Below are 25,983 nucleotides of genomic sequence, written 5' to 3' on the forward strand. Positions count from 1 at the left end.
GGAACGCCGCCTGATCCAGGACAAACACGGATGGCCAAGCTGGTCCCTACCCGCAACAGCTGCCTTGCACGCATGCAGGCCGGCGAGAAGCGCTTTTCCGAACGGCTGGAACAGAAGCTCGAAAACGATTACCTGCTTTGGTACGACGTGCCCATCGGCCCGCGCCAGTGCCGTCCCGATTTTGCCGTATTCCATCCCAGGCGCGGCTTGCTGGTGCTGGAGGTCAAGGACTGGAAAGCGGAAACCATCACTGGCGCCGACAAGACCCAGTTCACGCTCATCACCGGCCAGGGCGCAACCAAAACGCACAATCCGCTGCTGCAGGCACGCGCGTATGCACTGGAAATCAAGGTGCTGCTGGAACGCGATCCGGCGCTGCGCCACCCGGCCAGCCATCGCCACGCCGGACACATGGTCATGCCCTGGGCCTATGGGGTGGTGCTCAGCAACATCAGCCGCAAGCAATTCAGCGACGGCCAGCTGGATGAAGTGATTCCCGGACATCTGGTGATCTGCCGCGATGAGATGGTCGAGACGGTCGATCCGGAAGCGTTCCAGCAGCGGCTATGGGCGATGTTCGTGCAAGCCTTTCCCTGCGCGCTGACCCTGCCGCAGATCGATCGCATCCGCTGGCACATGTTTCCGGAGTTGCGCGTGGAATGGGGCGAGGGGCAATTCGGCCTGCCCTACGACAACGAGCAGCCGGCTCCCGCGCCGATCGCCATCCCCGATCTCATCCGCGTGATGGACACGCAACAGGAACAGCTGGCGCGCTCGCTGGGCGACGAGCACCGCATCATCCATGGCGTGGCCGGCTCCGGCAAGACCATGATCCTGGGCTATCGCGCCATCCACCTGGCGCGCTCGCTGGCCAAGCCGATCCTGATCCTCTGTTACAACAAGACCCTCGCGGCACGCCTGGACCAATTGATGGGCGAGCGCGGCCTGAGCGACAAGGTACAGGTCTACAACTTCCACAAATGGTGCCGGAAGATGCTGGACGCCTACCATGTGCCGCTGCCGGCACAGGGCGACGGATTTTTCGAGGGCATGATCGAGCATGTGATGGATGGCGTCGAACGCGGCCAGATTCCGCGCTTCCAATACGGCGCGGTGCTGATCGACGAGGGTCACGATTTCGAGCCGGCCTGGTATCGGCTGATCGTGCAAATGGTCGATCCGCAAACCAACGCGCTGCTGGTGCTTTACGACGATGCGCAGAACATCTACGGCAAGCCCGGCCGCGCCAAGTTCACCTGGAAAAGCGTGGGCGTGCAGGCGCAGGGACGCACCACCATCCTGCGCATCAACTATCGCAACACGCTGGAAATCCTGTCGGTGGCGCGCCGCTTCGCCCACGAACTGCTTGACGAACGACCGGATGAAGACGATGGCGTGCCGCTGGTCGCACCCGAAAGCGCCGGGCGGCGCGGCGCGGTGCCCGAACTGATCCGCACTGAAAACGCCGACGCGCAACTTCGCGCCGTGGTCGATCGGCTGCGTCACGAACACGAACGCGGACGGCGCTTGTCGGAGATGGCGGTGATCTACCGCAACGGCTGGGAAGGCCAGCAGATGCACCAGGCCTTGAAGCAGGCGGGCCTGGCCAGCCGGGTGGCCGACACGCGGGGCAAAAGCTCGCTATTCAGCGCCGAGGACAGCGTGAAGCTGGTGACGATGCATTCCAGCAAGGGACTGGAATTTCCACTGGTCGTCATTCCGGGTCTCGGCGCACTGCCCAAGCAAGGCCAGGATGAAGCCGAGGAAGCGCGGCTGCTGTACGTCGCCATGACGCGCGCCACCGAACAGCTGGTGCTGATCCATCATGAGGAATCGGTGTTCAGCGCGCGCATCCGCGCCTCGATCAACGATATCCAGGCGCAGCTGGGTGAACCGGCGGGCCGTCCCGGCGCCATCGTGTCCGCCTGCCAGGGATGCTCGCCGGGATGAAGCAACTGCGAGAGCATGTTGCGCGAGTTTCATACGGTAGCGATGGCTGCTCTTCGCAAGCATGTCCCCTCAACCAACCCTCTCCCCGCAGGGGAGAGGGCTAAAAAGCGAAGCTCCGAAAAATTTACGTGTTCTATACGCGCAGCGGGATTTTCGCTACCCGTTTCTTATGCGCCGCTCCTTACAGTGCGCAGCTGTAAGCATCGAGCGATATCCATGGACGTCATCTACCTGCTTTTCGGCTTCGTGCTGGCCGCGGCCACGCTGGGCTTCCTGTTGCTTTGCGACCGCCTCGGCCCGCGTCACTGACCACGCACGCCGCCGAGCCTCCCTGACGGAGCAAATTCCATGAACTTTTTCTACGGACTGGCCGCCACCGTCGCGGTGGCCTTGACGGGCTACCTGTGCGTGGCGTTGTTGAAACCGGAGTGGTTCGAATGACCGCCAACGATGTTATCCAGATCGGGATTTACCTGGTGGTCCTGCTGCTGCTCGTCAAGCCGATGGGCTGTTATATGGCGCGGGTATACGCCGACCGGCCCAACCGGGTAACCCGGCTTGGGCACGGCTTGGAACACGCCATTTATCGCCTTTGCGGCATCGATGCCGACGAAGACATGGGGTGGAAGCGCTATGCGATCGCCATGCTGCTGTTCAACGTGTGCGGGATGCTGGCGGTCTATGCCTTCCAGCGCATGCAGGCATGGCTGCCGCTCAATCCGCAACATTTCCCGGCGCCGAGCCCGGATCTGTCGATCAATACGGCCATCAGCTTTATTACCAATACCAACTGGCAGGCGTATGCCGGCGAGTCGGCGATGAGCTACCTGACGCAGATGGCGGCGCTGGCGGTGCAGAATTTCCTGTCCGCCGCGACCGGCATCGCCGTGTTGCTGGCGGTCGTGCGCGGCTTTGCGCGCAAGACCGCGCGCGGTGTCGGCAATGTCTGGGTCGACCTGACGCGCACCACGTTATACGTGTTGCTGCCGCTGTCGTTCCTGCTCGCCCTGCTGCTGGTATCGCAAGGCGTGATCCAGAACGTCAGGCCGTATGTCGATGTACCCGTGCTGCAAGCAAGCACCTATATCGAACCGGTGAAGGATGCCGCCGGCCACGACGCGAACCGGATCGAACCCGTCACCACCCAGGTGCTGCCAATGGGCCCGGCCGCCTCGCAGGTCGCGATCAAGATGCTGGGAACCAATGGTGGCGGCTTCTTCGGCGCCAACTCGGCACATCCCTATGAGAACCCGACGCCGCTGTCCAACTTCCTGCAGATGCTGGCGATCTTGCTGATTCCCGCCAGCCTCTGCATCACCTTTGGCGAGATGGTGGGCGACCGCCGCCAGGGCTGGGCCATGCTTGCCGCCATGCTGGTGATTTTCATCCCGTTGACGGTTGGCCTCACCGCCGCGGAGCAGGCCGGCAATCCGATCCTGCACGGTCTGTCGATCGACCAGCACGCCTCGGTGCTGCAATCGGGCGGCAATATGGAAGGCAAGGAAACACGCTTCGGCATCGCGTCCAGCAGCTTGTTCGCCGCCATTACCACGGCCGCTTCCTGCGGCGCGGTGAATGCCATGCACGATTCGCTGACACCGCTCGGCGGCCTCGTACCGCTGTGGCTGATGCAGCTGGGCGAGGTGATCTTCGGCGGCGTGGGTTCGGGCCTGTACGGCATGCTCGCCTTCGCGGTGGTGGCGGTGTTCATCGCCGGCCTGATGGTGGGCCGCACGCCGGAGTACCTCGGCAAGAAAATCGAAGCCTACGAAATGAAGATGGCCAGCCTGGCGGTGCTGATTCCCTGCGCGCTGGTAGTGATCTGCACGGCGATTGCAGTGATGACGCCAGCAGCCACCGCGACGGCGGGCAATCCCGGCGCGCATGGTTTCAGCGAAATGCTCTACGCCGTAACGTCTGCCGCCAACAACAATGGCAGTGCATTCGGGGGCCTGTCTGCCGACATTCCGTTCTGGAACGTGATGTTGGGCGCATGCATGTTCCTGGCGCGCTTCACGCTCGCGATCGCGATGCTGGCGATGGCCGGCGCGCTGGCCGCGAAGAAGCATGTCCCTGCTTCAGCCGGCACGTTGCCCACGCATACGCCGCTGTTCGTCACCTTGCTGGCCTGCGTGGTGATCATCGTCGGCGCACTGACCTTCCTGCCCGCACTCGCGCTGGGCCCGATCGCCGAATACCTGATGTCGGCGCACTGATCAACTTCTTCTTCCCGCCAGCCAACTCCCTCTCCCCTCCGGGGAGAGGGCTGGAGTGAGGGGAAGACTCGCAGAAAATTCCAACCGGCAGACAAGGTCTCACAAGCTTTTTTAGCTTCGCAATAACCGGCTGATTCGCAAAGCGGCCCTCCCCTCGGGGCCGCGAGAAACCATCCTGGAGTTGGTGCACATGACTTCCCATTCCCGTGCCGTCCGCAACTTCGATCGTGCGTTGATTTTCAAGGCGATCGGTGATGCATTCGGCAAACTCTCGCCACGACTGCAGTTCCGCAACCCGGTCATGTTCGTGGTGTTCGTGTGCAGCGTGCTGACCACGCTGCTCTGGATCCAGGCCGTTGCCGGACACGGTGAAGCACCTGCCGCTTTCATCTTCTGGGTGAGCATGTGGCTTTGGTTCACCCTGCTGTTCGCCAACTTCGCCGAAGCGTTGGCCGAAGGGCGCGGCAAGGCGCAGGCGGCCGCGCTGCGCCGTTCGCGCAAGGATGTCATCGCCAGGAAACTGGTCGAACCCAGGCGCGATAGTGCCAGCGTATTCACGCCATCGAGCGAACTGCGCGCCGGCCATTACGTCGTGGTGGAGGCCAACGAACCGATTCCAGGCGATGGCGAAGTGCTGGCCGGCGCCGCCAGCGTGGACGAAAGCGCCATCACCGGCGAATCCGCGCCCGTGATCCGCGAAGCCGGCGGCGATCGCAGCGCCGTGACCGGCGGCACGCGCGTACTGTCGGACTGGCTGGTGATCCGGATCACCCGCAACCCGGGCGAAAGTTTCCTGGATCGCATGATCGCCATGGTGGAAGGCGCGGCCCGACGCAAAACGCCGAACGAAATCGCACTGACCATCCTGCTGGCGAAATTCACGCTGATCTTCCTGCTCGCCTGCGCCACCTTGCTGCCCTACTCCATCTACAGCGTGCATGCCGCCGGCAAGGGCCAGCCGATCAGCCTGACAGTGCTGATTGCCCTGCTGGTGTGCCTGATTCCCACCACCATCGGCGCGTTGCTGTCGGCGATCGGCATCGCGGGCATGGATCGCATGATCCGCGCCAACGTTATCGCCACCTCGGGCCGTGCGGTGGAGGCGGCCGGCGATGTGGACGTGCTGCTGCTGGACAAGACCGGCACCATCACGCTCGGCAATCGCCAGGCCGTTGCCTTCCACGCCGCGCCGGGCATCGACGCACGCGCGCTGGCCGACACCGCGCAACTCGCCTCGCTGGCTGACGAAACACCGGAGGGCCGCAGCGTGGTGGCGCTGGCGAAAGAACGCTTCGACTTGCGCGAACGCGACCCGGCATCGGCGCACGCCCAGTTCGTGCCGTTTACCGCCCAGACCCGCATGAGCGGCGTGGACCTGGGCGGGCGCCGCATCCGCAAGGGCGCACTGGACGCGGTAGAGCGTTACCTCGATGACCAGGGCAGCCACCTGCCGCCGGCGGTCAAGCGGATGGCCGAAGATATTGCACGCCGTGGCGCGACGCCGCTGATCGTCACCGAAGATGATCGGGCCCTGGGCGTGATCGAATTGAAGGACATCGTAAAAGGCGGCATCAAGGAACGCTTCGCCGAACTGCGCCGCATGGGCATCCAGACCGTGATGGTGACGGGCGACAATCCGCTCACCGCCGCCGCGATCGCCGCCGAAGCGGGGGTGGACGATTTCCTGGCCGAAGCCACGCCCGAAGCCAAGCTCAAGCTGATCCGCAGCATGCAGTCGGACAGCCGGCTGGTAGCGATGTGCGGCGACGGCACCAACGATGCGCCCGCGCTGGCCCAGGCTGACGTCGCGGTCGCCATGAACTCCGGCACGCAGGCAGCGAAGGAAGCCGGCAACATGGTCGACCTGGATTCCAATCCGACCAAGCTGATCGAAGTGGTGGCCATCGGCAAGCAGATGCTGGTGACGCGCGGTTCGCTCACCACCTTCTCGATCGCCAACGACGTCGCCAAGTATTTCGCGATCATTCCCGCCGCGTTCGCCACCACCTATCCCGCGCTGAATGCGCTGAACGTGATGAAGCTGGCGACGCCGCAGAGCGCGATTTTGTCGGCGGTGATCTTCAATGCGCTGATCATCATGTTCCTGATCCCGCTGGCCTTGCGAGGCGTGAAGTACCGCGCGCTCGGCGCGGGCGCGCTGCTGCGCCGGAATCTGCTGGTGTATGGCCTGGGCGGCATCGTCGTGCCGTTCATCGGCATCAAGTTGATCGACATGCTGCTGGTCGTATCTGGACTCGCCTGAGGAGGCTGCCATGCAAATCCTGAAACTGTCCGTCTCGCTGCCCGATGCCATCCATCCGCATATGGAACTGCGCGTCTCGTCCGGCGACTCCGATTGCGGCGTGGTGATCGAGTTACCGCTACGCGCCCAGGCCAGGGCGGACACCAGCTCCGCATTCGATACGCCGATCACGCTGGGAGACGAATACGTGCTCGGTGGCTATGCCGGCATCTGACTAACCATTCGAGGTGCGTGCCGGACGATTCCGCTCCGGCCACGGCCCTGTCTGAGAGGATGATATGTATTGCAAGAAGGTTCTTGTTGTTTCGATTCTGCTGGCTGCCATGCCGATAGCGCAGGCGTTGGCGCAAACGACCGAAGCCAGCATCCTGCCGGCAAGCACCAGCCTTCCGGCGACGCCGCTGCCTGGTGGAAGCAGCGACTGCGGCCACGGTTTTTTGTCGCGGCTGGCCGATGCCTATCGCGAAGACGCGCAACCCGGCGATTCCAGTGCCGCAGCACCCGCGCGGCGCGCGATGGAATCGCCCTTCGACTCGCAACCGTTTCCTTCATCCGAATGGCAGCTCGGCGGCGTGGACAGCCCGATCGGCGTGCCGGATACCAATTCCCGCTATCCGCTCGAAACAGCCCTGGGTTGCACCCGGCTCGGGCAATGGATGCAGCGCAACCGCATCGAGACCTACGGCTGGATCAATCCATCGGTCAACCTGAGTACGTCCAGCTTCACCAATTATCCGCTGTCGTATCAAACCCGGCCGAACCGGGTCGAGTTTGACCAGTTCATGTTTCGCATCGAGCGGCTGCCCGACACGGTACAAACCGATCATATCGACTGGGGCTTCCATGTCGACAACCTGTGGGGCTACGACTACCACTACACGACCATGAAGGGGGTCTTCAGCAATCAGCTTTTAAACCATCCGAGCACGAGCCAGCCGCTGGCCGGCAAGGTCTATGGCGACGACCCGATGATCGGGTACCTAGACATGTACATTCCGTGGATCGCGCAGGGCATGCAAATTACCGCCGGCCGCTATCTGTCGTTGCCGGATATCGAAGCCCAGTTCGCGCCCGAGAATTACCTGCTGACGCATTCGATCCTTTACACGGTCGACGCCTATACCAATGTCGGCATCTTGACCACCACCAAGCTCACCAATCAGTGGACCGTGCAACTGGGCGTGCATGGCGGCGACGATTCGGCGCCGTGGAACCGCTCCAGCCGCGCAAGCCTGCAAGCCTGCGTGCGCTGGGTGTCGGCCTCCAACAACGACATGCTTTATCCCTGCGTGGAGTCCTATAACGGCGACAAGCAGACGTACAACAACCTGCAGGAATTCGTCACCACCTGGGGCCATCGTTTCAGCCGCAATGTGCATACGCTGACCGAGGTTTACTACATCTACGTGCGCGACCAGCCTGGCGCGCCCGAAGGCGTACCTGGCTATCCCCTGGGCGAGGCGCCGGACTTCCCGGTTGGCAACAATCCTGCCTACGGCGTCGTGAATTACTTCAACATCGAATTGGACGCCAACAACATGATCTCGATCCGCAACGAGTTCTATGATGATGTGCAAGGCCAGCGCACCGGTTTCGCCACGCGCTATTCCAGTCACACCATCGGCCTGACGCATTGGGTTTCGCAGGACCTGGAAATCCGGCCTGAATTCCGCTACGAGCGTGCCTACGACTTCCCTGCCTATAACGATGGCAAGAAGAACTACCAGGTTACCGCCTTGCTTGACGCCATCCTGCATTACTGAGGCCGCGAACATGAGCCGCTTGATTCGCAACGCATGCTCCCTGCTGCTGGTGATGACCGTGCTCACCGGCGTGATCTATCCATGGCTCGCTACCGGCGTGGCGCAGCTGTTGTTCCCGCGGCAGGCAAATGGAAGCCTGATCATGCGCGATGGCAAGCCGATCGGGTCCGCCTTGATCGGCCAGGCCTTCGACGCGCCCGGCTATTTCTGGGGCCGCCCGTCAGCGACCGTGCCGCAGCCCGATAACGGCATCGCATCCAACGGCTCCAACCTTGGCCCAACCAATCCGGCGTTGCGCGATACCGTGCAGCAACGCATCGATGCACTGCATAAGGCAGATCCTGGCAACCGCGCGCCGGTACCGGCGGACTTGGTGACCGCATCGGGCAGCGGGCTGGATCCGGACATCAGTCCCGCGGCAGCGCAATACCAAATGGCGCGCGTGGCGCGGACGCGCAAGCTCGACATAGAACAGGTGCGCAGGCTGGTGGCGCAAGCCACCGAGGGACGCCAGCTGGGAGTGCTTGGCGAACCCCGCGTAAACGTATTGCAGCTGAATCTGGCACTGGATCAGCTAACCACGCGCTGATGCATAGGCTTGCCCTTCCCTTGAAGGACGTCGGCATGCAGAACCATCGTGCGACGAAGCTGCATCATGTTGCAGTTGGCAACCTCGAAGGTTGCGCGCCTCCTCTTTTTCATTCAAGAAGAGCGCGGATCACGACAGGCGCTGCCGTCAGCGTCTTCTCCCCCGGGAAGAAGGCGCTAAGATGCAAACCATGACCGAACCTTCCCGCAACGCGCGCGCCGATGCCCTGCTCGATGCCGTGCAGGAAGAAAGCAACCAGCGCCTGAAGATTTTCCTGGGCGCCGCACCCGGTGTCGGCAAGACCTACGCCATGCTTTCCGCCGCACGCGAGTTGAAACGGCAGGGCGTGGATGTCGTGGTGGGGTTGGCCGAAACCCATGGCCGCGCTGAAACCGCCGCGTTGCTGGAAGGGTTGGAAATGCTGCCGCGGCTCACGCTTTCGCACCAGGGCCGCGAATTCACCGAGTTCGATGTCGATGGCGCACTCGCGCGCCGGCCGGCGGTGCTGCTGGTCGACGAACTGGCGCATCGCAACGTTCCCGGCAGCCGCCATGAACGCCGCTGGCAGGATATCGCCGAACTGATCGATGCCGGTATCGAGGTGTATACCGCGCTCAATGTGCAGCATCTGGAAAGCCTCAATGACCAGGTGCGGCGCATCACCGGCATTACCGTGCGCGAAACGGTGCCGGATGCTTTCCTCGATCGCGCGCGCGACATCGTGCTGGTGGACCTGCCGCCACGCGAACTGATCGAGCGCCTGCGCCAGGGCAAGGTCTACGTGCCGGAAACGGCTGCCGCGGCGCTGGACGCCTTTTTCTCGCCCACCCATCTGGCCGCGTTGCGCGAACTGGCGGTGGATACGATCGCCGGCCGCGTCGACAGCGACCTGCGCGAGCATATGCTCGCCCGCGGCGGCGCGATGCCGGTGCGGCGGCGCGTGATGGCGGCCATCGATGGCTACGGGCAAAGCGAATACCTGGTGCGCGTGGCCCGCCGCATCGCGGAACGGCGCGGTGCGCCGTGGAGCGTGGTCTTCGTCGATACCGGCATTGCGCTGGATCCCGCGCGGCGCGAGCGTGTCGACCTGGCCATGCGCCTGGCACGCCGGCTTGGCGGCGACGCCATGGTGCTGCGCGGCCACACCGTGGTCGACGAACTGCTGGTGCATGCCGACCGCGAAGGCGTCGGCCAGATCATCATCGGCCGCACGCGCGAGCGCCCGCTGGCGCGCATGATCGGCTACTCGCTGACCCAGCGGCTGTTGCGTCGCGGCGCCCATCTCGAGCTGACCATCATCGCCACCCCGGCCGAGCGCGTGCGCGCGCGGCGCCGGCTGCGCCTGATGCCGGCGCAGGGACGGCGTGACGAATACAGCTTCGCCACCATCGTGACTGCCGTCGCGATCGCGCTGGCTTTTGTTGCCGATCGTTATCTGTCGGTAGCCAACCTGGCGCTGATTTTCCTTACGGCGGTGATGGCGGTCGCCGTGCGCACACGCATGACCGTGGCGGTCTATACCGCCATCCTGTGCTTCGTCGGCTACAACTTTTTCTTCGCGCCGCCACGCTACACGTTGGCTATTTCCAATCCGGACGACGTGCTCGCCGTGACATTGTTCCTGCTGGCGGCATTGATCTGCAGCCGGCTGGCGACACGTCTGGCCTCGCAGGTGGAATCGCTGCGCGCGGCGCACGATTACTCGCGCGCGCTGCTGACCCTCGGCCAGCGGCTGGCGACCAGCGCCGATGCGCAGGGCGTGCGTGAGGTGGGCGCGGCCGGACTGGCGCATGGCTTGCGATGCGAGGCCGCGATCCTTTCGCGCGACATCGAGCACCGCTTGCAGGTATGTGCCAGCAGTTTACCTGCTTTGGCCTTGACGACCCAGGACATGGCGGCCGCCGAATGGTGCGAGCGGCATGCCGAACCGGCCGGTCGCTTCACCGACACGCTCAACGCCGCGCACTGCTGGATGTTGCCATTGGGCCATGACGATCATCGGCTCGGCGTGGCGGCGTTGCATTTCGGCAACAGCCAGGCGCCGGATACCGAGCGGCGCAGCCTGGCCCTGGCGATGGTGCAGGATATCGGCCAGGCCTTGGAACGTGCGCGGCTGGCGTCCGAACTGGAAGGCGCGCGCGTACAGGGCGAAACCGAACGCTTGCGCAATGCATTGCTCTCTTCCGTGTCGCACGACCTGCGCTCGCCGCTGGCTTCGATGATCGGTTCGGCGGGCACGCTCTCCAGCTATTGGCCGCAACTGCCCGCCACCGAACGCCAGGAACTGCTGGATGCCATCCTGGGCGAAGGCCAGCGCCTCGATCGTTATATCCAGAACCTGCTCGACATGACCCGGCTCGGCCACGGCACGCTCAAGCTCAATCGCGACTGGACCGACGCCGCCGAAATCACCGCCTGCGCCATTGCGCGATTGGGCAAGCTGTTTCCGGCCTTGCGCGTGGACACCACGTTGCCGGATGAAACGGTATTGCTGTTCGTGCACCCCGCGCTGATCGAGCAGGCGCTGTTCAATATCCTCGAAAACGCCGCGCGCTTCTCGCCGCCCGGCGAGGCCGTGCGCGTGATCGTGCGGGTGGCGCACGGGCGCCTGTTCATCGAGGTAATCGATCGCGGCCCAGGCATTCCCGAGGAAGAGCGCGCGCGCATCTTCGATATGTTCTATTCGGTCGCGCGCGGCGATCGCGCCCCGCAAGGCACCGGCCTGGGGCTGGCGATCTGCCGCGGCATGATCGGCGCGCACGGCGGCAGCGTGGAGGCCTTGCCCGGCGACGGCGCCGGTACCACCATCCGCATCTGCCTGCCGCTACCGACGCCGCCGACGTGATGATGGATGCCATCGACCTGTTCCAGCCGACGGATGCGCGGCGCCTGAACCGCGACGTGGAGGCGCTGGCGCCATGACCGCCCATCCGCGCGTGCTGGTCGTCGACGACGAGGCGCAGATTCGCAAGTTTCTCGACATCGGCCTGCGCGCCGAAGGCTATGAGGTGCTGCTTGCCACCAATGGCGCGGAAGGCCTTGCCCTCGCCGCCACGCGCGATCCGGATGTGGTAGTGCTGGATATCGGCTTGCCCGACCGCGAGGGCCACGCGGTGCTGGCCGAACTGCGCCAATGGACGCAGGTACCGGTGCTGATGTTGTCCGTGCGCGATGCGGAGCAGGAAAAGGTCAAAGCGCTCGATGGCGGCGCCAACGATTACATGACCAAGCCGTTCGGCATCCAGGAGCTGATGGCGCGCCTGCGTGCGCTGCTGCGTAACCGGGTGGCCGGCGCCGAGGCAGCGCCGCGTTATGAGGACGCACACCTGTGCATCGATCTCGGCTTGCGCGAAGTGTGCCTGGACGGCCGCCCGCTCGCGCTCACCCGCAAGGAATACGCCGTGCTCGCCATGCTGGTGCGGCACGCCGGGCGGGTGGTGAGCCAGCAGCAATTGCTGCGCGAGATCTGGGGCGGCACGCATGTGCAGGACACGCATTATCTGCGCGTGGTGCTCGGCAAGTTGCGCCAGAAACTGGGAGACGATCCGGCCGCGCCGCGTTGGTTGAAGACTGAACCCGGCGTGGGTTACCGGTTCCTGCCGAGTAAATGATGTATTCGCGCGCTCAGCTGATTGTTGCGCCGCTCCTTATTGCAGGAGCGGCGCATGCTGCCGTCAAGGTTCAAAAATCGACGCGCAAGCCGGCATTCATCGTCCAGCCGCTAAAGCCATGGCTAGCCAGGTCGCCCAGGTAATCCGCCTCACCATAAAGCGCGACGTGCCGCGCCAGCTGGCTGGAAAGACCTGCGCCGACGCGATATTGCGCACCGGCACGGCCACCCGTGAACGTATGGCTGACGTTCCACGCTTTGCTTGCTGTCGTGACCTGCGCACGTCCGCCGACCGTATCGATCATGTCAATGCGCATATACGGTGATAACAAAGCATTGTCGGTCTTGGCAAGGCGGACGCCGAGACGGCTCGTGGTTTGCCCGACCTGAGCGATCTGCGTCAACAAGCCATCATTGTCCAGGATATTCTGGAAACGCAGCGACTGGTAGCTCAACTGCGCCTGCGGTTCGATCGACCAGCCGCGGCCAAGATGGAACGGATAACCTGTTTCCAGCGATGCAATCCAGCCATGCGCTCGTACCGTGGCTTCATAACCGCGCGCCGCGACATTGACTTTGCCGCTGTAGCGCTCGTTGCCAATGACTGCGTCCGCGTAGAAGCCATTTTCCTGTTGCCAGGTCAGCCATCCGGAAAAACCGTAGGCAGTGTAATCGGTAGTGCTGTCACCGTCGGCCGCCCTTGGACGGATATGGGTGCTGCCCTTGTCCAACGCCCAGCCAGTACGCAAGCTGGAATGGTCACCCGTCCAGCCCACCAGGCTGCCGCCGACCTGCAATGCATTGCTGCGTTGGTCGAAATCAAACCCGTCGTCCACGAACGATTTATCCGACCGGTAGCGTTGCTGGCTGCCGACATAGCGGGCGAACACCTCGCCAGCGACCCCATCGCCAATGGGCAGAAGGCGGATTTCTCCCAACCGCTGGTACAAGGTATCGGTAAGCTGCGCACCGTAATGCAATAACGCAGTCGGCGCGATCAGGTAGGAAGGCAACTGCGGCACCAGCGCCGGACGCTTATCCGGGTCGATGCCGCCCGCCTCGGTAACACCGCCATCGTCCGGGCCCGGGCCACCTTGATCGCTTACATATTCATTGCCGAGGCGGTAATCCCAATGCAAAGCGTCGGACGCAAGGGCTTTTTGGTCGACTGCGGCGTCGCCGGGTCCAAAGGCATGCAAGGTATATTGCCAAGGGCCTACCGCCAGGTAGCCGCCTTGCAGCGCAAACGCGCCGGCACGCGAATGACCCGCCACCTGTACCAACGATACGCCTTCGGAAGCATCGACCACGCCGTTCCGGTTGTTGTCGGTCAGCGCGCCACCGCCCTGTGGCGTGATGTGCAGGTAAGTCGTTCCCGTAGTGGTGACGTCGCCCTCGATCAGCAGGCGGTCGGTCTGCTGGTTCGCCAGCGAGCCGCCTTCGTTCGCCCATGTATTCATCGCGATCACGCCCCCGCTGCCACCAAAGTTGCCAAGAATCTTCAGCGTCTTGTAGCCGCCTGCCGAGGGAGAGGAAAAAGCGATGGTGCCTTGATCGAGATGCGCTTCGCCGACCGTGGAATCGCCAGTCATGGTCCATAGGCTGTTATTCGCTACGGTCAGGTCGCGAACCGCATCCGTGGCGCCTGTCCAGTACGCCTCCTGATCCAGCGTGGCATCGGCCATGGCGGGACCTTCCACGACTTGAAGCATACCGGCCGGGTCGGTCCAACGAATGTCGCCTTCGACCGAACTATCCCGCACATCGAATTGCACGAGATCCTTCGTCTCACTGTCGATACCTAACAGCAGGCCATTGCCGCCACGCACGTATGCTTGGCTGGAAGCGCGGATCCTTGCCGCCCCGGATGCAAACAGGGCACCAAATTGATCGGAGACCAGCGAGCTGCCATCAATGTCCAACTCGGCTCCTGCTCCCCTGACATAGGCGGCCCAGGACCGCGCGCCTTCGGTATGTACATCGGAACGGAGCAGCGAGGCCGAGCCGCCATGGTTCGTTCCGCCATGATTGACAATGACGCCGACGGCCTCCTCTCCCTTGGTCGTTATGCCGCTCTGGGCAAGCGACAAGGTGGCGCCATTCCATGACACCGCGCCATGCGATCCGTCGCCATCGGTGCGTATCTCGACATCATCCGTACTGATGCTGGCACCGGCCGGGTAATCGTTCGCCGCATAGAGCGCGTATGCGTCGTGCCCGAGAGTTTCGATGGAGCCGCCACGCATCGTGATGTCGGCACCATGATTTTCCACGCCCTGCGCATGCTCGCCCGAGGTTTGGAGACTGAACCCGGCTGCGTCGATCTTGCCGCCGTTGATGGCCGTGATGGCGTTGGCGTTTCCACCTTGCGTGACCACATCGACCTGCCTCAGCCGAAGCATCTTGCTTCCGCGGTCGAAGACGATGCCCTCACTGCCTTCGCCATTCGTGTGGATGATAGTGTTGGCGACATCGGCGGCGGCGTTGTTCACCATATACAGACCAGTACCCGATTCACCGCTGGTCGTGAGCGCGCTGTCTTCTATCATGGCCGCGGATGCATCGAGATTGACGGCATCGGCTCTATATCCGAGGGTGATCGCTGTAACGTCGGCGACATGCAGCTTGGCATTGTAAGACGCCTGGATACCGAAGGCGCTGTCACCGCCTGTAATGATACTTCCATGCGAAAAATCAAGCATGCTGCCACCGATGCTGGCTCCCATGGCGATAGCGCCGAGCGTTGAGATGGATGCATGATCCAGCTTGAGCGTTGCGTTGCCTGCACCGAATACGCCGTAGGCTCCCTGTCCGGTCGTCGTGATTACCAGATTGGAATAGCCGGGATCGCCGGCGGCCGACAGGCTACCGCCAGCGTATGCATACAAGGCATGGCTATTGCTGCCCTGCGTACTGAATACGCCACCGGTAAGCGCCATGCTGCTTCCCTCGCCCATGGCAAGTGCACCATAGGCGGTCGCCCCTGTGCTGGACAGATTGACGGGACCATCGGCGGTGATGGCGCCGCCATGCTGTGCGAACAGCACGGTTCCGCCATCTGCACTGGTCGCATAGTTGCCTGCAGACAAGTTCACAGACGTGCCGTCGGCAACCTGCGGATTGTCAGCCCGCACAGCCGCCGGCAACAGGTATGCGCTGGCAATCGCCAGGCTGAGCACACGGCCCCGGGTAAAAGAATATTCGTGTCGTCCAATCATCGGTCGCATCCATAGCAAAGGAACGCATCAACGTTGGCGCACGGGCAAAGCATGGACGGGTGGACGTGTCGGGAATCGATGGCGTATCGCGCATATCTCGACTCGCCTTCATTGTGAGACGTCCCTGTCTTGTTGCTCCGCGCACGCCACTGAGCCACTTCAAAAAAGTGGCTGGACGAATGTAGAAGGAGCAACAAGGGCCAGATATCAGACTTGGCCGAAATCCAAAGCTCATCCGGCCACGCCCGCCAAACGGATCGGCGCCGGAAAAACATCACGCCATGCACACGCCGCCCGCTGCCATACGGCGCTTTTTGCGCGCGCATCCCACTTGGCTACGGCTCGAACGTGACGCTTCCCTGCCCTGAGGAACGAGGTAAGGTTTCGGAGCTTGCGCGAACGAGGATTCGACGCGCGCGTCCACCGCTACTCACCTTCGCGGCCCGCTCAGGAGGGAGATCCACCATTACGGTAAAAAGCACGGCAATGAATCGCAGGATGCGAATACCGCAAGTTCCGATTTATCGCGAAAGTCATGGCCGCAGGCGCGGCACGCCATGTTCGTCGCGCTCCTCGATCGCGACCGGCCGCGTATCGAGGCGGCCGCCGACGATCGGCGCGATGGGCAACGGTTCAGTGCTGTCGCCGCGCGCCAACGCCATGGCGTTGCGATAACAACGCTGCGCGAGCGCGGCATCGCCTGGGCCGGCGTACGCATCGCCCAGCGCTTCCCACGCATTCGCGCTGGGCGCCAAGGCTAGCGAGCGTTCCAGATAGGTGCGTGCCTTGCCCCACAAACTCATTCGCACGCAGATGCGGCCGAGCGCAAGCAGCAGGCCGGGATCGTTGGGATGCGCTTCGAGCCAGCCTTCGGCGCGGCGCAGACGCGCCTCCGGATCGCCACCGGTCAGGGCGCCATAGGTTTCCACCAGTGGCGAGGACCACTCGCGGCGCAGCGCCGATTCCACTTCGTCCATGGCCGGCAGCACCAGTCCGTAGCTGGCGGCCTTGCGCGCATAGGCATCGATCACGGCGGGCGCACGGCGCTGTGCCTTAGGCAGTTGCGGCCACAAGGTGTTGAGCACGGCGCCATCGCCGGCGGCCTGGATGCTGGCGACCAGTATCTGTGTTTCGAGTGCGGTGTAAGCACGCGCGCCCATCACGCCGCTTTTCTGTAACGGTTCGAGCGCGGCGCGGGCGCGGCGCGTATCGCCGCTGGCCAGCGCGGCGAGTGCGTATTCGCGCCAGCCGCCCGGACTCAGGTTGCCGCTATCGGCTTCAGGGGCGAGCAGCGCCAGCGCTTCGGCCGGCTTGCCATCGCGGCGCAACACGCGGGCACGCAATACCCGTGCGGCACGCGGCGCCACCTGTGCAGCCTCATCCAGTGCTTCCAGTGCGCGGCCATGTTCGCCACGCCGCGAAGCTGCCTCGGCAGCGGCCAGCAGGGCGGGACCGCGCAAGGTCTTCAGGCGCGATGCGCGATGCAGATCGCGCTCGGCATCGCCATGCCGGCCTTCCATCAACGCGACCAGCCCTTCGCCAAGGCGCTGCTGGCTCACACGGCGATGCCGGCGGGAAAACGCGCCGAACGGCCAACGCAACGCGCGCCATAGCACGATGAGCAGCGCCCACGCCAGCAGCAACAGCACGACGGCGGCCAGCAGGCTGGTCTGTGCGGTGACGCCACGGAAGCGCACCAGCACGTAGCCGGGGTCCTCGGCCACCCAGTGCCAGCCGAACGCCGCAACCGCGGCAACGATCACCAGCGCGAGAATCCATCGCCACAATTTCATGGCTTGGTCCCGCTCGACGCTGCGGCAGGAGCGGCCGGCGCGGCGTCGGGCTTGAGTGCATGCACGGCGCGCAGGCTGCGCAATTCGGCCAATGCCGCACCCAGTTTCACCGGCGCGGTCGGCTTGAGCTGGTTGCCCAAGGCGACGATGCGCTCGCGCGCCTGTTGCACGGACGGCGATTGCGGGTCGAACTGCGCGGCAAGGCCCGCGTCCGCGCGCTTGAGTGCCGCGGCGCAGGCGTTATCGTCCCACGCGATCAATGCGGCCTGCGCCTGGGCCAGGTCGAGCGCGACCATTTCGCGTGCGATGCGGGCGTCGGCGATGTCCACTGGCGCGCCGTTGTCGCGCTGGATCTGGATCACGCTGTACAACGCGCGCCGGATGCGCGCCCAGGCGCCGGAGCTTTCCGTCGTGGCCGGTTCGTCCAGCGGCTTGAGCGGCAGGTCGGGCAGGTCGTTGCGCAGTTGCACCACGCTATCGAGCATCGGTTCGCGCTGCGTCGGCTGACTTTTCAGCAACGCTTCGTGCTCAGCGTCGATGCTCTGGCGCACGTCGTTGAAGGCGCTGTCGTTGACGCCCGCCAACGTTTGTCCAGCCAGCGCGAAAGCCTGCGCTGCGCCTTGCGCATCATGGAACAAGGTGTAGCGCTCGGCGCCCATGCGCAGCAGCGATTCGGTCTCGTCCAGGCGCATGGCGTCCTGCCCGGAGAGCGTCTTTTCGGACAGGCGGCCAACCGCGTCCTCCAGGTCGCGCATGCGTTGGTCTTGTGACAACAGTTCATCGCGCAGCGAGCGATTCACCTGCTCGGCATCGGTGAGGCGTTGCGCCAGCAGGCCGCCCTGGCTGGTGGTGGCGGAAAGCGTGCGATCCATGCCGGTAACGCGCTGCTCCAGCGTGGCGGTGCTGCGCAATGCGGCGGCATCGATGTGCATGAGCTTCCACTGCCGCCAGGCGATATAGCCCACGCCGACGATGGCGAGCAGCGCCAGCAGCAAGGCCAGCGCCAAGGCACCGCCTGCCGGGCGCGGTGGCGGTGCCGGACGGCCGGCGCGCGGGGTATCGGAAGATGCACCCATGATGGGCGCGCTGCGTTCGGGAGTGAGGTCGTCCTGGCTCATGCGCGCATGCTAACAGCCTGGACGGCAGGCTTCGTGGCATGCGTGTGAATGGATGGCGCGCGGCTCGGGATTTCCCGCGCCTGCGCGCCGCCCTGCGCAAGGCGCTTGCCTTGCATGCAGCGAGGACGCCAATACCCGAGCTGCGGGCTAATCCGCAGGGTCGTTCGACAGGCTCTCGCAGGCCGCCGCCAGCAGATCATCGGGTCCCGCCGAGGCTGCCACTCGCCGTCGCGAAAATCCCATCTCGTCCGCCAGCGCCGCGATCCGCTCGCTGCTGGCGATGGCGTCGGCGCGGCACAGCCGTCGCCATGCCGTGGCTGGCAGCCGTTCCATCAGGTTTTTCATCGCCTGTGCGCTGGAAAGCAAGACGCAGGTTCGCTCCGGCAACGCCGATACGGTTTGCACGTGGCGCCGGTCAAGCCGTGGCGGACCACGGCGGTAGACATGTACCTCGCGCAAACTGGCGCCACGTTCTGCCAGTTGTTGCTGTAACAGGCCGCGTCCCTCTGGCGCGGTCACCAGCGCAACACGCCTGCCTTGCAACGGCTGCAACGACGACAGCGCCAGGATGCCTTCGCTGTCCTGCCGCAACGATGGAACCTGCGCCTGGATGCCATGCCGGCGCAATGCGCTGGCGGTACCCTGCCCCGTGGCGATCACCGTGGCCCGGGTGTGGCAGGCATGCAGCGCCAATGCGTAGCGCACGGCGGCCGGGCTGGTGAAGACCAGCACATCGTCATGCTGCGCCTTGCGCCATTGCTCGCGCGCCAGCACCGGATCAAGCGCGGGCCGCAGGGATAACCCCGGCAACATCACGGGTATCGCGCCTAGCGCACGGATCCGGCGCGCGAGCGACGCGCCCGTCCCGGCCGGGCGCGTGATCACGATCGCGCAACCGGCCAGTGCATCGGATTGTGATGAATGCGCGCGCACGCCAGTGTCCACCGGAACGGTCCAGCTTCATCGAATCGACAGTGTAGCCTCTAGACTGTGGTCCCCGTTTTCTGGCTCTTCTTCCCCACGCAATGAACTCGATCGACACACCCGACGCCGCCGCGCAAACCCTGGTGGCATTCATTCACGATGGCATTCCCCTGGCGCGCGCCATGGCGCTCGAACTGGACAGTTACGACGGTGAGCGGCTGCTGCTGCGCTGCCCGCTGGCGCCGAACATCAACGACAAAGGCTGCGCGTTCGGTGGCAGCCTCACCAGCCTGATGACCCTGGCCGGCTGGGGCCTGGTCGAACTGGCGCTACGTCAGCGCGGCGAGGATTGCGATGTGTACGTCGGCGAATCCACCGTGCGCTACCTCAGTCCGGTGTGGAGCGATTTCCAGGCTGAGGCGCAAGCGGCCGAAGGCGCGAACTGGACGACCTTTTTCGCCACCCTGGCCGCCCGCGGCCGCGCCCGTATCGAGGTCAGCTGCCAAGTGCCCGGCGAAACAGGCAAGCCGGCCGCCACGCTTGCGGCACAGTTCGTGGCCAAGCGCCGCGCCGCTGCGGCAGAATAAGGATTCCTGAGGGGAGCACGTCCTATGCGCCGTATTGCCGGTTCGATTCTGTTGTCGAGCGTGTTGCTGTTGTCCGGCTGCGCCACTGACAAGCGCAGCGACGCGCTCGACCGCACCATGCTCGCCTATGCCAACGCCATGCGCTGGGACGGTTTCGAGGCGGCTGAGCAATTCGTCGATCCCAAGGTGCGCGCGGCCCATCCGCTGACGGACCTGGACCGCCAGCGGTTCAAGCAGGTGCAGGTCAGCGACTACGACGACGGCAACGGCCCGGTACCGGCGGGCGAGAACCAGGTGCGCCAAGTGGTGCAGCTCAGCCTGACCAACGTCCACACCCAGTCCGTGCGCACCGTCGTCGACCATCAATTATGGAAGTACGACCCGCAGACCAATCATTGGTGGCTGGAGAGCGGGATACCGGATATCGCACCGGCCGATTGAGCCGGTCCCTCCCGTATAATCGGCGTTTGCCTGCCGTCGACCTGGCCTATTCATGAACGATTTCCTGCACAAGCTGCCCCAGTTCGCGGGCAACCATCTGGCGTTGTCCCTGCTGTTCGTGGCGTTGGTGGTCGCACTGATCGTCACCCAGTTGATGGTATGGCTGCGCAAGTACCAGGAACTGTCCCCGGCCGGCCTGACCCAGCTGATCAATCGCGACAATCCGCTGTTGGTCGACCTGTCCGCCATCGCCGATTTCGAGAAGATGCACGTGCCGGGTGCCAGGCACGTGGCGATGAGCCAGTTCGATCCGGAGAGCAAGGAACTGGCCAAGGCGCGCGAATTGCCGGTGGTGGTGATGGACAAGGATGGCCGCAATTCGGACAAGGCCGCCCAGCGCCTTATCAAGGCCGGCTTCACCCGCGTCTACACGCTCGGCGGTGGCGTACTGGCCTGGCAGCAGGCGCAACTGCCGGTGGCGAAGGGCAAAAACTGAAGTTGGCCCTTACCCGGCCGTCATCTTGATGCCTGCCCGTCCGGCGAGGATCTGTGCCAATACATCCGGCGCGTAATCGAACGAATCGTAATAGAGCCGGTCTTCCGGCAGGCCGGCCTCGATGAAGAGCTTGCGCCCGGCATCGATCATCGCTGGCGGCCCGCTCATATAGACGTCGTGGCCACGGAGATCGGGATGGTCTTCCAGCACCGCCTCGTGTACCAGCCCCGCGCGCATGCCGGCGTGGCGCGCCTGTTCCGGATCGGACAGCACGGCGTGGAAACGCAGGTTGTGCGCCATTGCCGCCCATTGTTCGGCGAGCGCATGCAGATAAAGATCCGCCGCATTGCGCGCGCCCCAATAAACATCGATCGCGCGGCGCGTACCCAGTACCAGGAAATGTTCGAGGATCGCCTTCACCGGCGCGAAACCGGTGCCGCCCGCCATGAACACCATCGGACGCTCCGAATCCTCGCGCGGCACGAAGGTACCGAGCGGCGCTTCGATGCGCAGCGTGTCGCCTTCCTGCAATACGTCACTGACCCATGAGGTGAAGCCGCCGCCCGCCACGTGGCGCACATGCAGTTCGATGGCGCCATCCGCCTGCGGGCCATTGGCGATGGAGAAGGGGCGCCGCCGGTCTTCATCCAGCAGTACGTCGAGGTATTGGCCCGGCAGCCAGTTCAAGCGCAGTTCGCCTGGCGCAGGTTGCAGTTGCAGGCCGATCACGTCCGGCGCGAGCTGCCATTTGCGACGCACCTGTACCGCCAGTTGACGACGGGTCACATCTTCTACCGAGGTGACCTCGCGTGCTTCCAGCAGCAGGTCGCTGGCCGGCACGGCCTGGCACAGCAGCACGGCATGATGCACGCGATCGTTGACGTCCAGCGCGGTGGGCGGGTTGCGCGGGTAGTCGCAGCGGCCCTCAAGCAAGGTAGCCTTGCAACTGCCGCATACCCCGGCGCGGCAGGAATACGGCAAGGCGATGCCGGCGCGCTGGGCGGCTTCCAGCACGGTTTCGCCCGGCAGCACCGCGAAACGGCGGCCGGAATGCTTGAGGGTGACGGTATACACGGGATGCATTGTCGCCGCGGTGGCGGTAAGCGGACAATGCGGGCTCCCCGCACGAGTATCAACACGCATGCGCATCTGGAAGCAGAGCACCGACCTCGACCGCCTCAACAGCTGGAGCGCCAACACCCTGATGGAGGCCCTCGGCATCCGCATGACCGCGGTCGGCGACGATTGGCTGCAGGGCACGATGCCGGTGGATCGCCGCACCCATCAGCCGTATGGCCTGTTGCACGGCGGCGCGTCGGTGGCGTTGGCCGAAACCCTGGGCAGCAGCGCGGCCATGCTGACGCTCGATCCGGAAAAGGAACGCGCGGTAGGCCTGGACATCAATGCCAATCACGTCCGCGGCGTAACCAGCGGCAGCGTCACCGGCACCGCACGAGCGCTGCATATCGGCCGCTCGACCCAGGTCTGGGAGATCCGCATCGAAGACGAGGGCGGCAAGCTGGTGTGCATGTCGCGCCTGACCATGGCGGTCGTGCCGGCGGCAGCGGCAGGCGCGCGTTGATGCGCATCGGCCTTCCGCTGCCCCTTCCTCCGCGGATCGCGAGCGGCCTGCGTGTCTGACGAAACGCCCTACGCCCGCCTCACTCCGGACCTGGTACTGGATGCGATCACCGCCTGCGGCTACTGGCCGGATGGCCGGCTGCTGGCCCTGAACAGCTACGAGAACCGGGTCTGGCAGGTCGGCCTGGAAGAGGCCGCGCCGGTCATCGCGAAGTTCTATCGTCCTGGCCGCTGGAGCGACGCGGCCATTTTGGAGGAGCACGCCTTCGCGCAGGAACTCGCCGACGCCGAGCTGCCGGTGGTGGCGCCGCTCAGCTTCGCCGGGCGCAGCTTGCTGCACCACGACGGTTATCGCTACGCCTTGTCGCCCCGGCACGGCGGCCGCGCGCCCATGCTCGAATCGGCCGAGCAACTGGCATGGCTGGGCCGGCTGATCGCACGCATGCATGGCGTCGGCGCACGTGCGGCGTTCGTCCATCGTGGACGGATCGACCGCGAGACTTTGATCATGCAGCCCATGCACGCGGTACTCGCCTCGAACCTGCTGTCTGCCTCGCTGCATGACCGCTACCGCCAGGCCGTCGAACGTGTCAATCGCCAGGTCGCGGCGCGTTTCGAGGCCGTCGGCACCGTGCGCACGCTGCGCCTGCATGGCGACTGCCATCCGGGCAACGTGCTGTGGACCGACGCCGGCCCGCATTTCGTCGACCTCGACGACGCGCGCATGGGACCGGCGGTGCAGGATCTATGGATGCTGGCCCACGATGAAGGCGCCATGCAGGCGCTGCTCGACGGGTATGTTTCGATGCGTGACTTCGATCACGCGGAACTTGCGCTGGTACCCGCCCTGCGCGCCATGCGGCAAGTGCATTATGCCGGCTGGATCGCGTCGCGCTGGCACGATCCGGCGTTTCCCGCCGCGTTCCCGTTCGCCGCCGAACCGCGCTGGTGGGAACAGCACATCGCCGACCTGCACGAGCAGGCGGATGAACTCGAATAATTTCGCTTTTGGATGGAGTAGTGAATGCGTCAGATCCTGTTTCGCCTGATCGGTATCCTGGAAGTGGCCGGCGGCTTCTACGGCATGGCGACGCTGTTGCCGCGCCTGCTGGCGTTCGGTCCGCTGCGCACGGCGGCGATCGGGCTGATCGCGTTCGCGTTCTATGCGTTCGTGCTGGTGGCCGGCGTGCTATTGCTGGAAAACAGCGAGCGCGGCGTGCGTTTCTCCAGCGTGGCGCAACTGCTGCAGTTGCCATTGATCGCCACGCCGATCTTCAGCTACGCCATGCATTCCGGCGCCTGCATCGACCTGTTCGCCGCCGTGCACCTGCCCACCCGGCCGGAGCTGAGCTGGCAGTTCGGCAGCCAGAATTTCCGGCTCGCTTTCGCCGGTCCGGCGGTGTCGCGGCTGGGCGTGAATGTGCTGGCGTTGCTGTCGTGGCTGGTGCTGAAGTTGCGTTGAGGTCACGCACGGCCTGCGCGCTTGCCCCTGGCGCGGTGAAGTCCCGCGCGCACTCCCGGCTATCATAGGCGGATGAACAGCCCCGCCGAATTGCCCGTCATCCGCCTCAAATCCGACCGCACGCCCGGCCATCCCTGGGTCTGGTCGGCGCAGGTCCACAAGCCCGATACCCGGCTCCCGCCGGGCAGCGTGGTCGACGTGCTCGATGCGAAAGACCGCTTCGTCGGACGCGGATTCTGGAACGGGCACGCGCGCATCGCGCTGCGCCTGCTCACCACGGATGCCAGCGCGGCGATCCATGCGGAGTGGATCGCCGCGCGCATCGACCGCGCCGTGACGCTGCGCCGCGAACTGCTGCAACTGGACCGCGTGACCGACGCCTGGCGCGTGGTGCACAGCGAAGGCGACGGCTTGTCCGGCTTGATCGTGGATCGCTACGCCGACATCCTGGTGATCGAATACTTCGCCGCCGGCATGTGGAAATTCCGCGACGCCATCCACGCCGCGCTGCTGCGGCAGTTTCCGGGCGCGCGGCTGTACTGGTTCGCCGAAAGCCACGTGCAGAAACAGGAGTCGTTCGACTGCCGCGCGATGGAAGCGCCGACACCGGTGGAAGTGCACGAGCACGGCCTGCGCTTCCATGCCGCGCCGGGCTATGGCCACAAAACCGGTTTCTTCGCTGACCAGCGCGACAACCGCCGGCGCTTCGCCGAACTGGCGCGCGGCCACCGCGTGCTGGACCTGTGCTGCAACGCCGGCGGCTTCGCCGTGCATGCGATGGCGGGCGGAGCCAGCGAAGCCGTCGGCGTGGACATGGACGCCGGCATCCTGGAGATTGCACGCGCCAATGCCAGCGCAAACAACCTGGCGGCGCGGTTCGAGCAGGCCGATATCTTCGAATGGCTGCGCCAGGCCATCGCGCGCGGCGAGCGTTATGACGCCGTCATCCTCGATCCGGCCAAGCTCACGCGCGATCGCAACAAAGTGATGGACGCGCTCAAGAAATATTTCGCCATGAACCGGCTGGCGCTGGATGTGATTCCGCCCGGCGGCCTGTTGTTGACGTGTTCGTGCACCGGCCTGGTGAGCGAGGCCGAGTTCCTTGAAATGCTGCGGCGCGTGGCGCTGAATGCGGGACGCGCGATCCAGGTGCTGGAAGTGCGCGGCGCCGGCGCCGACCATCCCGTGCGCACCGACGTGCCGGAAAGCCGCTATCTCAAGGCGGTATTCTGCCGCGTGGATTGAGCATTCCCGTCAGGCGCGCCTGGGACCCACGCGCCAGAGCAACAGCAACAGATACGACACGATCCAGAATGCCAGCAGCAGGAAGCCGCCGTTGCGCACAGCCACGGCATAACCCAGCTTCGACACGTCGATAAAGCCATACGGATAGCTGCCGATCACCGCGCCGCGCACCAGCACATAAACGAAATACACGGCCAGGTAGATGCTCCACCACCACGGCGCCGTCCAGCGCAGTGCGATGCCGCGCAACGCCAGGTTGCTGTAGACCACGAACAGGATCGGCGTTACGTAATGCAGCAACACATCCGCCAGCCATTGCAGGCCCTGTGGCTGCCAGACGTGACGCAGCAGCATGTAATAGGCGATCCCCACGAAGGCGATGCTTGCCGCGACCCAGCCGATCGTCGCCGGTCGTCCGAAGAACCGGCCGGGCGCCGATGCCGGAGCCAGCAGCGGACATGTGGCCGCGAGGCAAACCAGCATATTGGTCAGCACGGTAAAGAAACCGAAGTACATCACCAGTCCCTGCCCCACCGTGCGTCCGCTGCCGATGGCAAAACGCAGCGACAGATAAAGCTGCAGCAACACGGCGATCCAGGCGACCAGTGCGATCAGCGCCAGCAACGGCGTGCTTCCGGCATGTTTCTTATTCATGGCAGCTCCCACGCGGCGGCTCCAATGGCTTTTCGTTGATGGTTCAATCTCATGGACTGATACGCCAGCGCGT

The 25,983-nt window shown here is 64.5% G+C and carries 22 protein-coding genes; 16 read left to right on the forward strand and 6 right to left on the reverse strand.

The genetic code is table 11. From position 1 onward, the window contains the following. The first annotated feature begins 30 nt into the window (after nt 1-30). The 9 genes from ISP15_RS06335 (at nt 31) to ISP15_RS06375 (ending at nt 12,392) form a co-directional block, all read left to right on the forward strand. On the forward strand, nt 31-1,950 hold the full coding sequence (locus ISP15_RS06335) for a 3'-5' exonuclease (RefSeq protein ID WP_404546224.1): 1,920 nt from the start codon (nt 31-33) through the stop codon (nt 1,948-1,950). A gap of 348 nt (nt 1,951-2,298) precedes the next feature. Then, nucleotides 2,299-2,391: a K(+)-transporting ATPase subunit F gene (gene kdpF / locus ISP15_RS06340; RefSeq protein WP_404546226.1), complete on the forward strand. Its 93-nt coding sequence runs from the start codon at nt 2,299-2,301 to the stop codon at nt 2,389-2,391. Further along, nucleotides 2,388-4,166 carry a potassium-transporting ATPase subunit KdpA gene (kdpA, locus tag ISP15_RS06345; RefSeq protein ID WP_404546228.1) on the forward strand — a complete coding sequence of 593 codons (1,779 nt, stop codon included), beginning with the start codon at nt 2,388-2,390 and terminating at the stop codon, nt 4,164-4,166. Before kdpF ends, kdpA begins: the two co-directional genes overlap by 4 nt. A 190-nt stretch (nt 4,167-4,356) precedes the next feature. After that, complete coding sequence (kdpB, locus tag ISP15_RS06350; protein WP_404546229.1) at nt 4,357-6,429, forward strand: potassium-transporting ATPase subunit KdpB; 2,073 nt, start codon at nt 4,357-4,359, stop codon at nt 6,427-6,429. A 10-nt stretch (nt 6,430-6,439) separates the two neighbouring features. Next, the gene (locus ISP15_RS06355) at nt 6,440-6,643 is read left to right on the forward strand and encodes a hypothetical protein (protein WP_404546231.1); all 204 of its coding nucleotides are present in this window, start codon (nt 6,440-6,442) and stop codon (nt 6,641-6,643) included. A 109-nt stretch (nt 6,644-6,752) separates the two neighbouring features. After that, nucleotides 6,753-8,192, forward strand: a complete 1,440-nt coding sequence (locus ISP15_RS06360) for an outer membrane beta-barrel protein (RefSeq protein ID WP_404546232.1) — start codon at nt 6,753-6,755, stop codon at nt 8,190-8,192. A gap of 10 nt (nt 8,193-8,202) precedes the next feature. Next, a complete protein-coding gene (gene kdpC, locus ISP15_RS06365) occupies nt 8,203-8,781 on the forward strand; it encodes a potassium-transporting ATPase subunit KdpC (protein ID WP_404546234.1) in 579 nt (192 codons plus the stop codon). Between the two features lie 190 nt (nt 8,782-8,971). Then, nucleotides 8,972-11,626, forward strand: a complete 2,655-nt coding sequence (locus ISP15_RS06370) for an ATP-binding protein (protein WP_404546236.1) — start codon at nt 8,972-8,974, stop codon at nt 11,624-11,626. A 73-nt stretch (nt 11,627-11,699) separates the two neighbouring features. Beyond that, on the forward strand, nt 11,700-12,392 hold the full coding sequence (locus ISP15_RS06375) for a response regulator (protein ID WP_404546238.1): 693 nt from the start codon (nt 11,700-11,702) through the stop codon (nt 12,390-12,392). A 70-nt stretch (nt 12,393-12,462) separates the two neighbouring features. On the opposite strand, the gene ISP15_RS06380 is transcribed toward ISP15_RS06375, so the two are convergent. The 4 genes from ISP15_RS06380 to ISP15_RS06395 all read right to left on the reverse strand — a co-directional run bounded on the left by ISP15_RS06380 (nt 12,463) and on the right by ISP15_RS06395 (nt 19,453). Further along, complete coding sequence (locus tag ISP15_RS06380; RefSeq protein ID WP_404546240.1) at nt 12,463-15,609, reverse strand: autotransporter family protein; 3,147 nt, start codon at nt 15,607-15,609, stop codon at nt 12,463-12,465. Between the two features lie 533 nt (nt 15,610-16,142). Then, nucleotides 16,143-17,402: a heme biosynthesis protein HemY gene (locus ISP15_RS06385; RefSeq protein ID WP_404546242.1), complete on the reverse strand. Its 1,260-nt coding sequence runs from the start codon at nt 17,400-17,402 to the stop codon at nt 16,143-16,145. Then, nucleotides 17,399-18,520, reverse strand: coding sequence for a uroporphyrinogen-III C-methyltransferase (locus ISP15_RS06390; protein WP_404546244.1), 1,122 nt, complete (start codon nt 18,518-18,520; stop codon nt 17,399-17,401). Before ISP15_RS06390 ends, ISP15_RS06385 begins: the two co-directional genes overlap by 4 nt. Before the next feature lie 147 nt (nt 18,521-18,667). Next, nucleotides 18,668-19,453 carry a uroporphyrinogen-III synthase gene (locus ISP15_RS06395; protein ID WP_404546245.1) on the reverse strand — a complete coding sequence of 262 codons (786 nt, stop codon included), beginning with the start codon at nt 19,451-19,453 and terminating at the stop codon, nt 18,668-18,670. Nucleotides 19,454-19,545: 92 nt separating this feature from the next. On the opposite strand from ISP15_RS06395, the gene ISP15_RS06400 reads away from it, so the two are divergent. Genes ISP15_RS06400 through ISP15_RS06410 form a run of 3 tightly spaced genes read left to right on the forward strand, consistent with a single transcriptional unit; the run spans nt 19,546 to nt 20,968 of the window. Beyond that, nucleotides 19,546-20,031 (forward strand): YiiD C-terminal domain-containing protein, encoded by a 486-nt coding sequence (locus ISP15_RS06400; protein ID WP_404546247.1) that lies wholly within the window; start codon nt 19,546-19,548, stop codon nt 20,029-20,031. Between the two features lie 24 nt (nt 20,032-20,055). Next, nucleotides 20,056-20,472: a hypothetical protein gene (locus ISP15_RS06405; protein WP_404546249.1), complete on the forward strand. Its 417-nt coding sequence runs from the start codon at nt 20,056-20,058 to the stop codon at nt 20,470-20,472. Nucleotides 20,473-20,524: 52 nt separating this feature from the next. Further along, on the forward strand, nt 20,525-20,968 hold the full coding sequence (locus ISP15_RS06410) for a rhodanese-like domain-containing protein (protein ID WP_404546250.1): 444 nt from the start codon (nt 20,525-20,527) through the stop codon (nt 20,966-20,968). A 9-nt stretch (nt 20,969-20,977) separates the two neighbouring features. On the opposite strand, the gene ISP15_RS06415 is transcribed toward ISP15_RS06410, so the two are convergent. Further along, nucleotides 20,978-22,111 (reverse strand): 2Fe-2S iron-sulfur cluster-binding protein, encoded by a 1,134-nt coding sequence (locus ISP15_RS06415; protein ID WP_404546252.1) that lies wholly within the window; start codon nt 22,109-22,111, stop codon nt 20,978-20,980. Between ISP15_RS06415 and ISP15_RS06420 the strand changes: the two genes are divergently transcribed. The 4 genes from ISP15_RS06420 to ISP15_RS06435 all read left to right on the forward strand — a co-directional run bounded on the left by ISP15_RS06420 (nt 22,110) and on the right by ISP15_RS06435 (nt 25,256). After that, a complete protein-coding gene (locus ISP15_RS06420) occupies nt 22,110-22,550 on the forward strand; it encodes a hotdog fold thioesterase (protein WP_404546254.1) in 441 nt (146 codons plus the stop codon). The two genes, ISP15_RS06415 and ISP15_RS06420, sit on opposite strands and share 2 nt — an antisense overlap. Nucleotides 22,551-22,601: 51 nt before the next feature. After that, nucleotides 22,602-23,549 carry a serine/threonine protein kinase gene (locus ISP15_RS06425; protein ID WP_404546256.1) on the forward strand — a complete coding sequence of 316 codons (948 nt, stop codon included), beginning with the start codon at nt 22,602-22,604 and terminating at the stop codon, nt 23,547-23,549. Nucleotides 23,550-23,573: 24 nt separating this feature from the next. Further along, the gene (locus tag ISP15_RS06430) at nt 23,574-24,011 is read left to right on the forward strand and encodes a hypothetical protein (RefSeq protein ID WP_404546258.1); all 438 of its coding nucleotides are present in this window, start codon (nt 23,574-23,576) and stop codon (nt 24,009-24,011) included. Nucleotides 24,012-24,083: 72 nt separating this feature from the next. Continuing rightward, on the forward strand, nt 24,084-25,256 hold the full coding sequence (locus tag ISP15_RS06435) for a class I SAM-dependent rRNA methyltransferase (RefSeq protein ID WP_404546260.1): 1,173 nt from the start codon (nt 24,084-24,086) through the stop codon (nt 25,254-25,256). A gap of 9 nt (nt 25,257-25,265) precedes the next feature. Here the strand turns inward: ISP15_RS06435 and ISP15_RS06440 are convergent, their stop codons facing one another. Continuing rightward, a complete protein-coding gene (locus ISP15_RS06440) occupies nt 25,266-25,910 on the reverse strand; it encodes a Pr6Pr family membrane protein (RefSeq protein WP_404546261.1) in 645 nt (214 codons plus the stop codon). Nucleotides 25,911-25,983: the final 73 nt, after the last annotated feature.

The sequence above is a fragment of the Dyella jejuensis genome, assembly GCF_044904675.1.
Lineage (GTDB): Bacteria > Pseudomonadota > Gammaproteobacteria > Xanthomonadales > Rhodanobacteraceae > Dyella_B > Dyella_B jejuensis.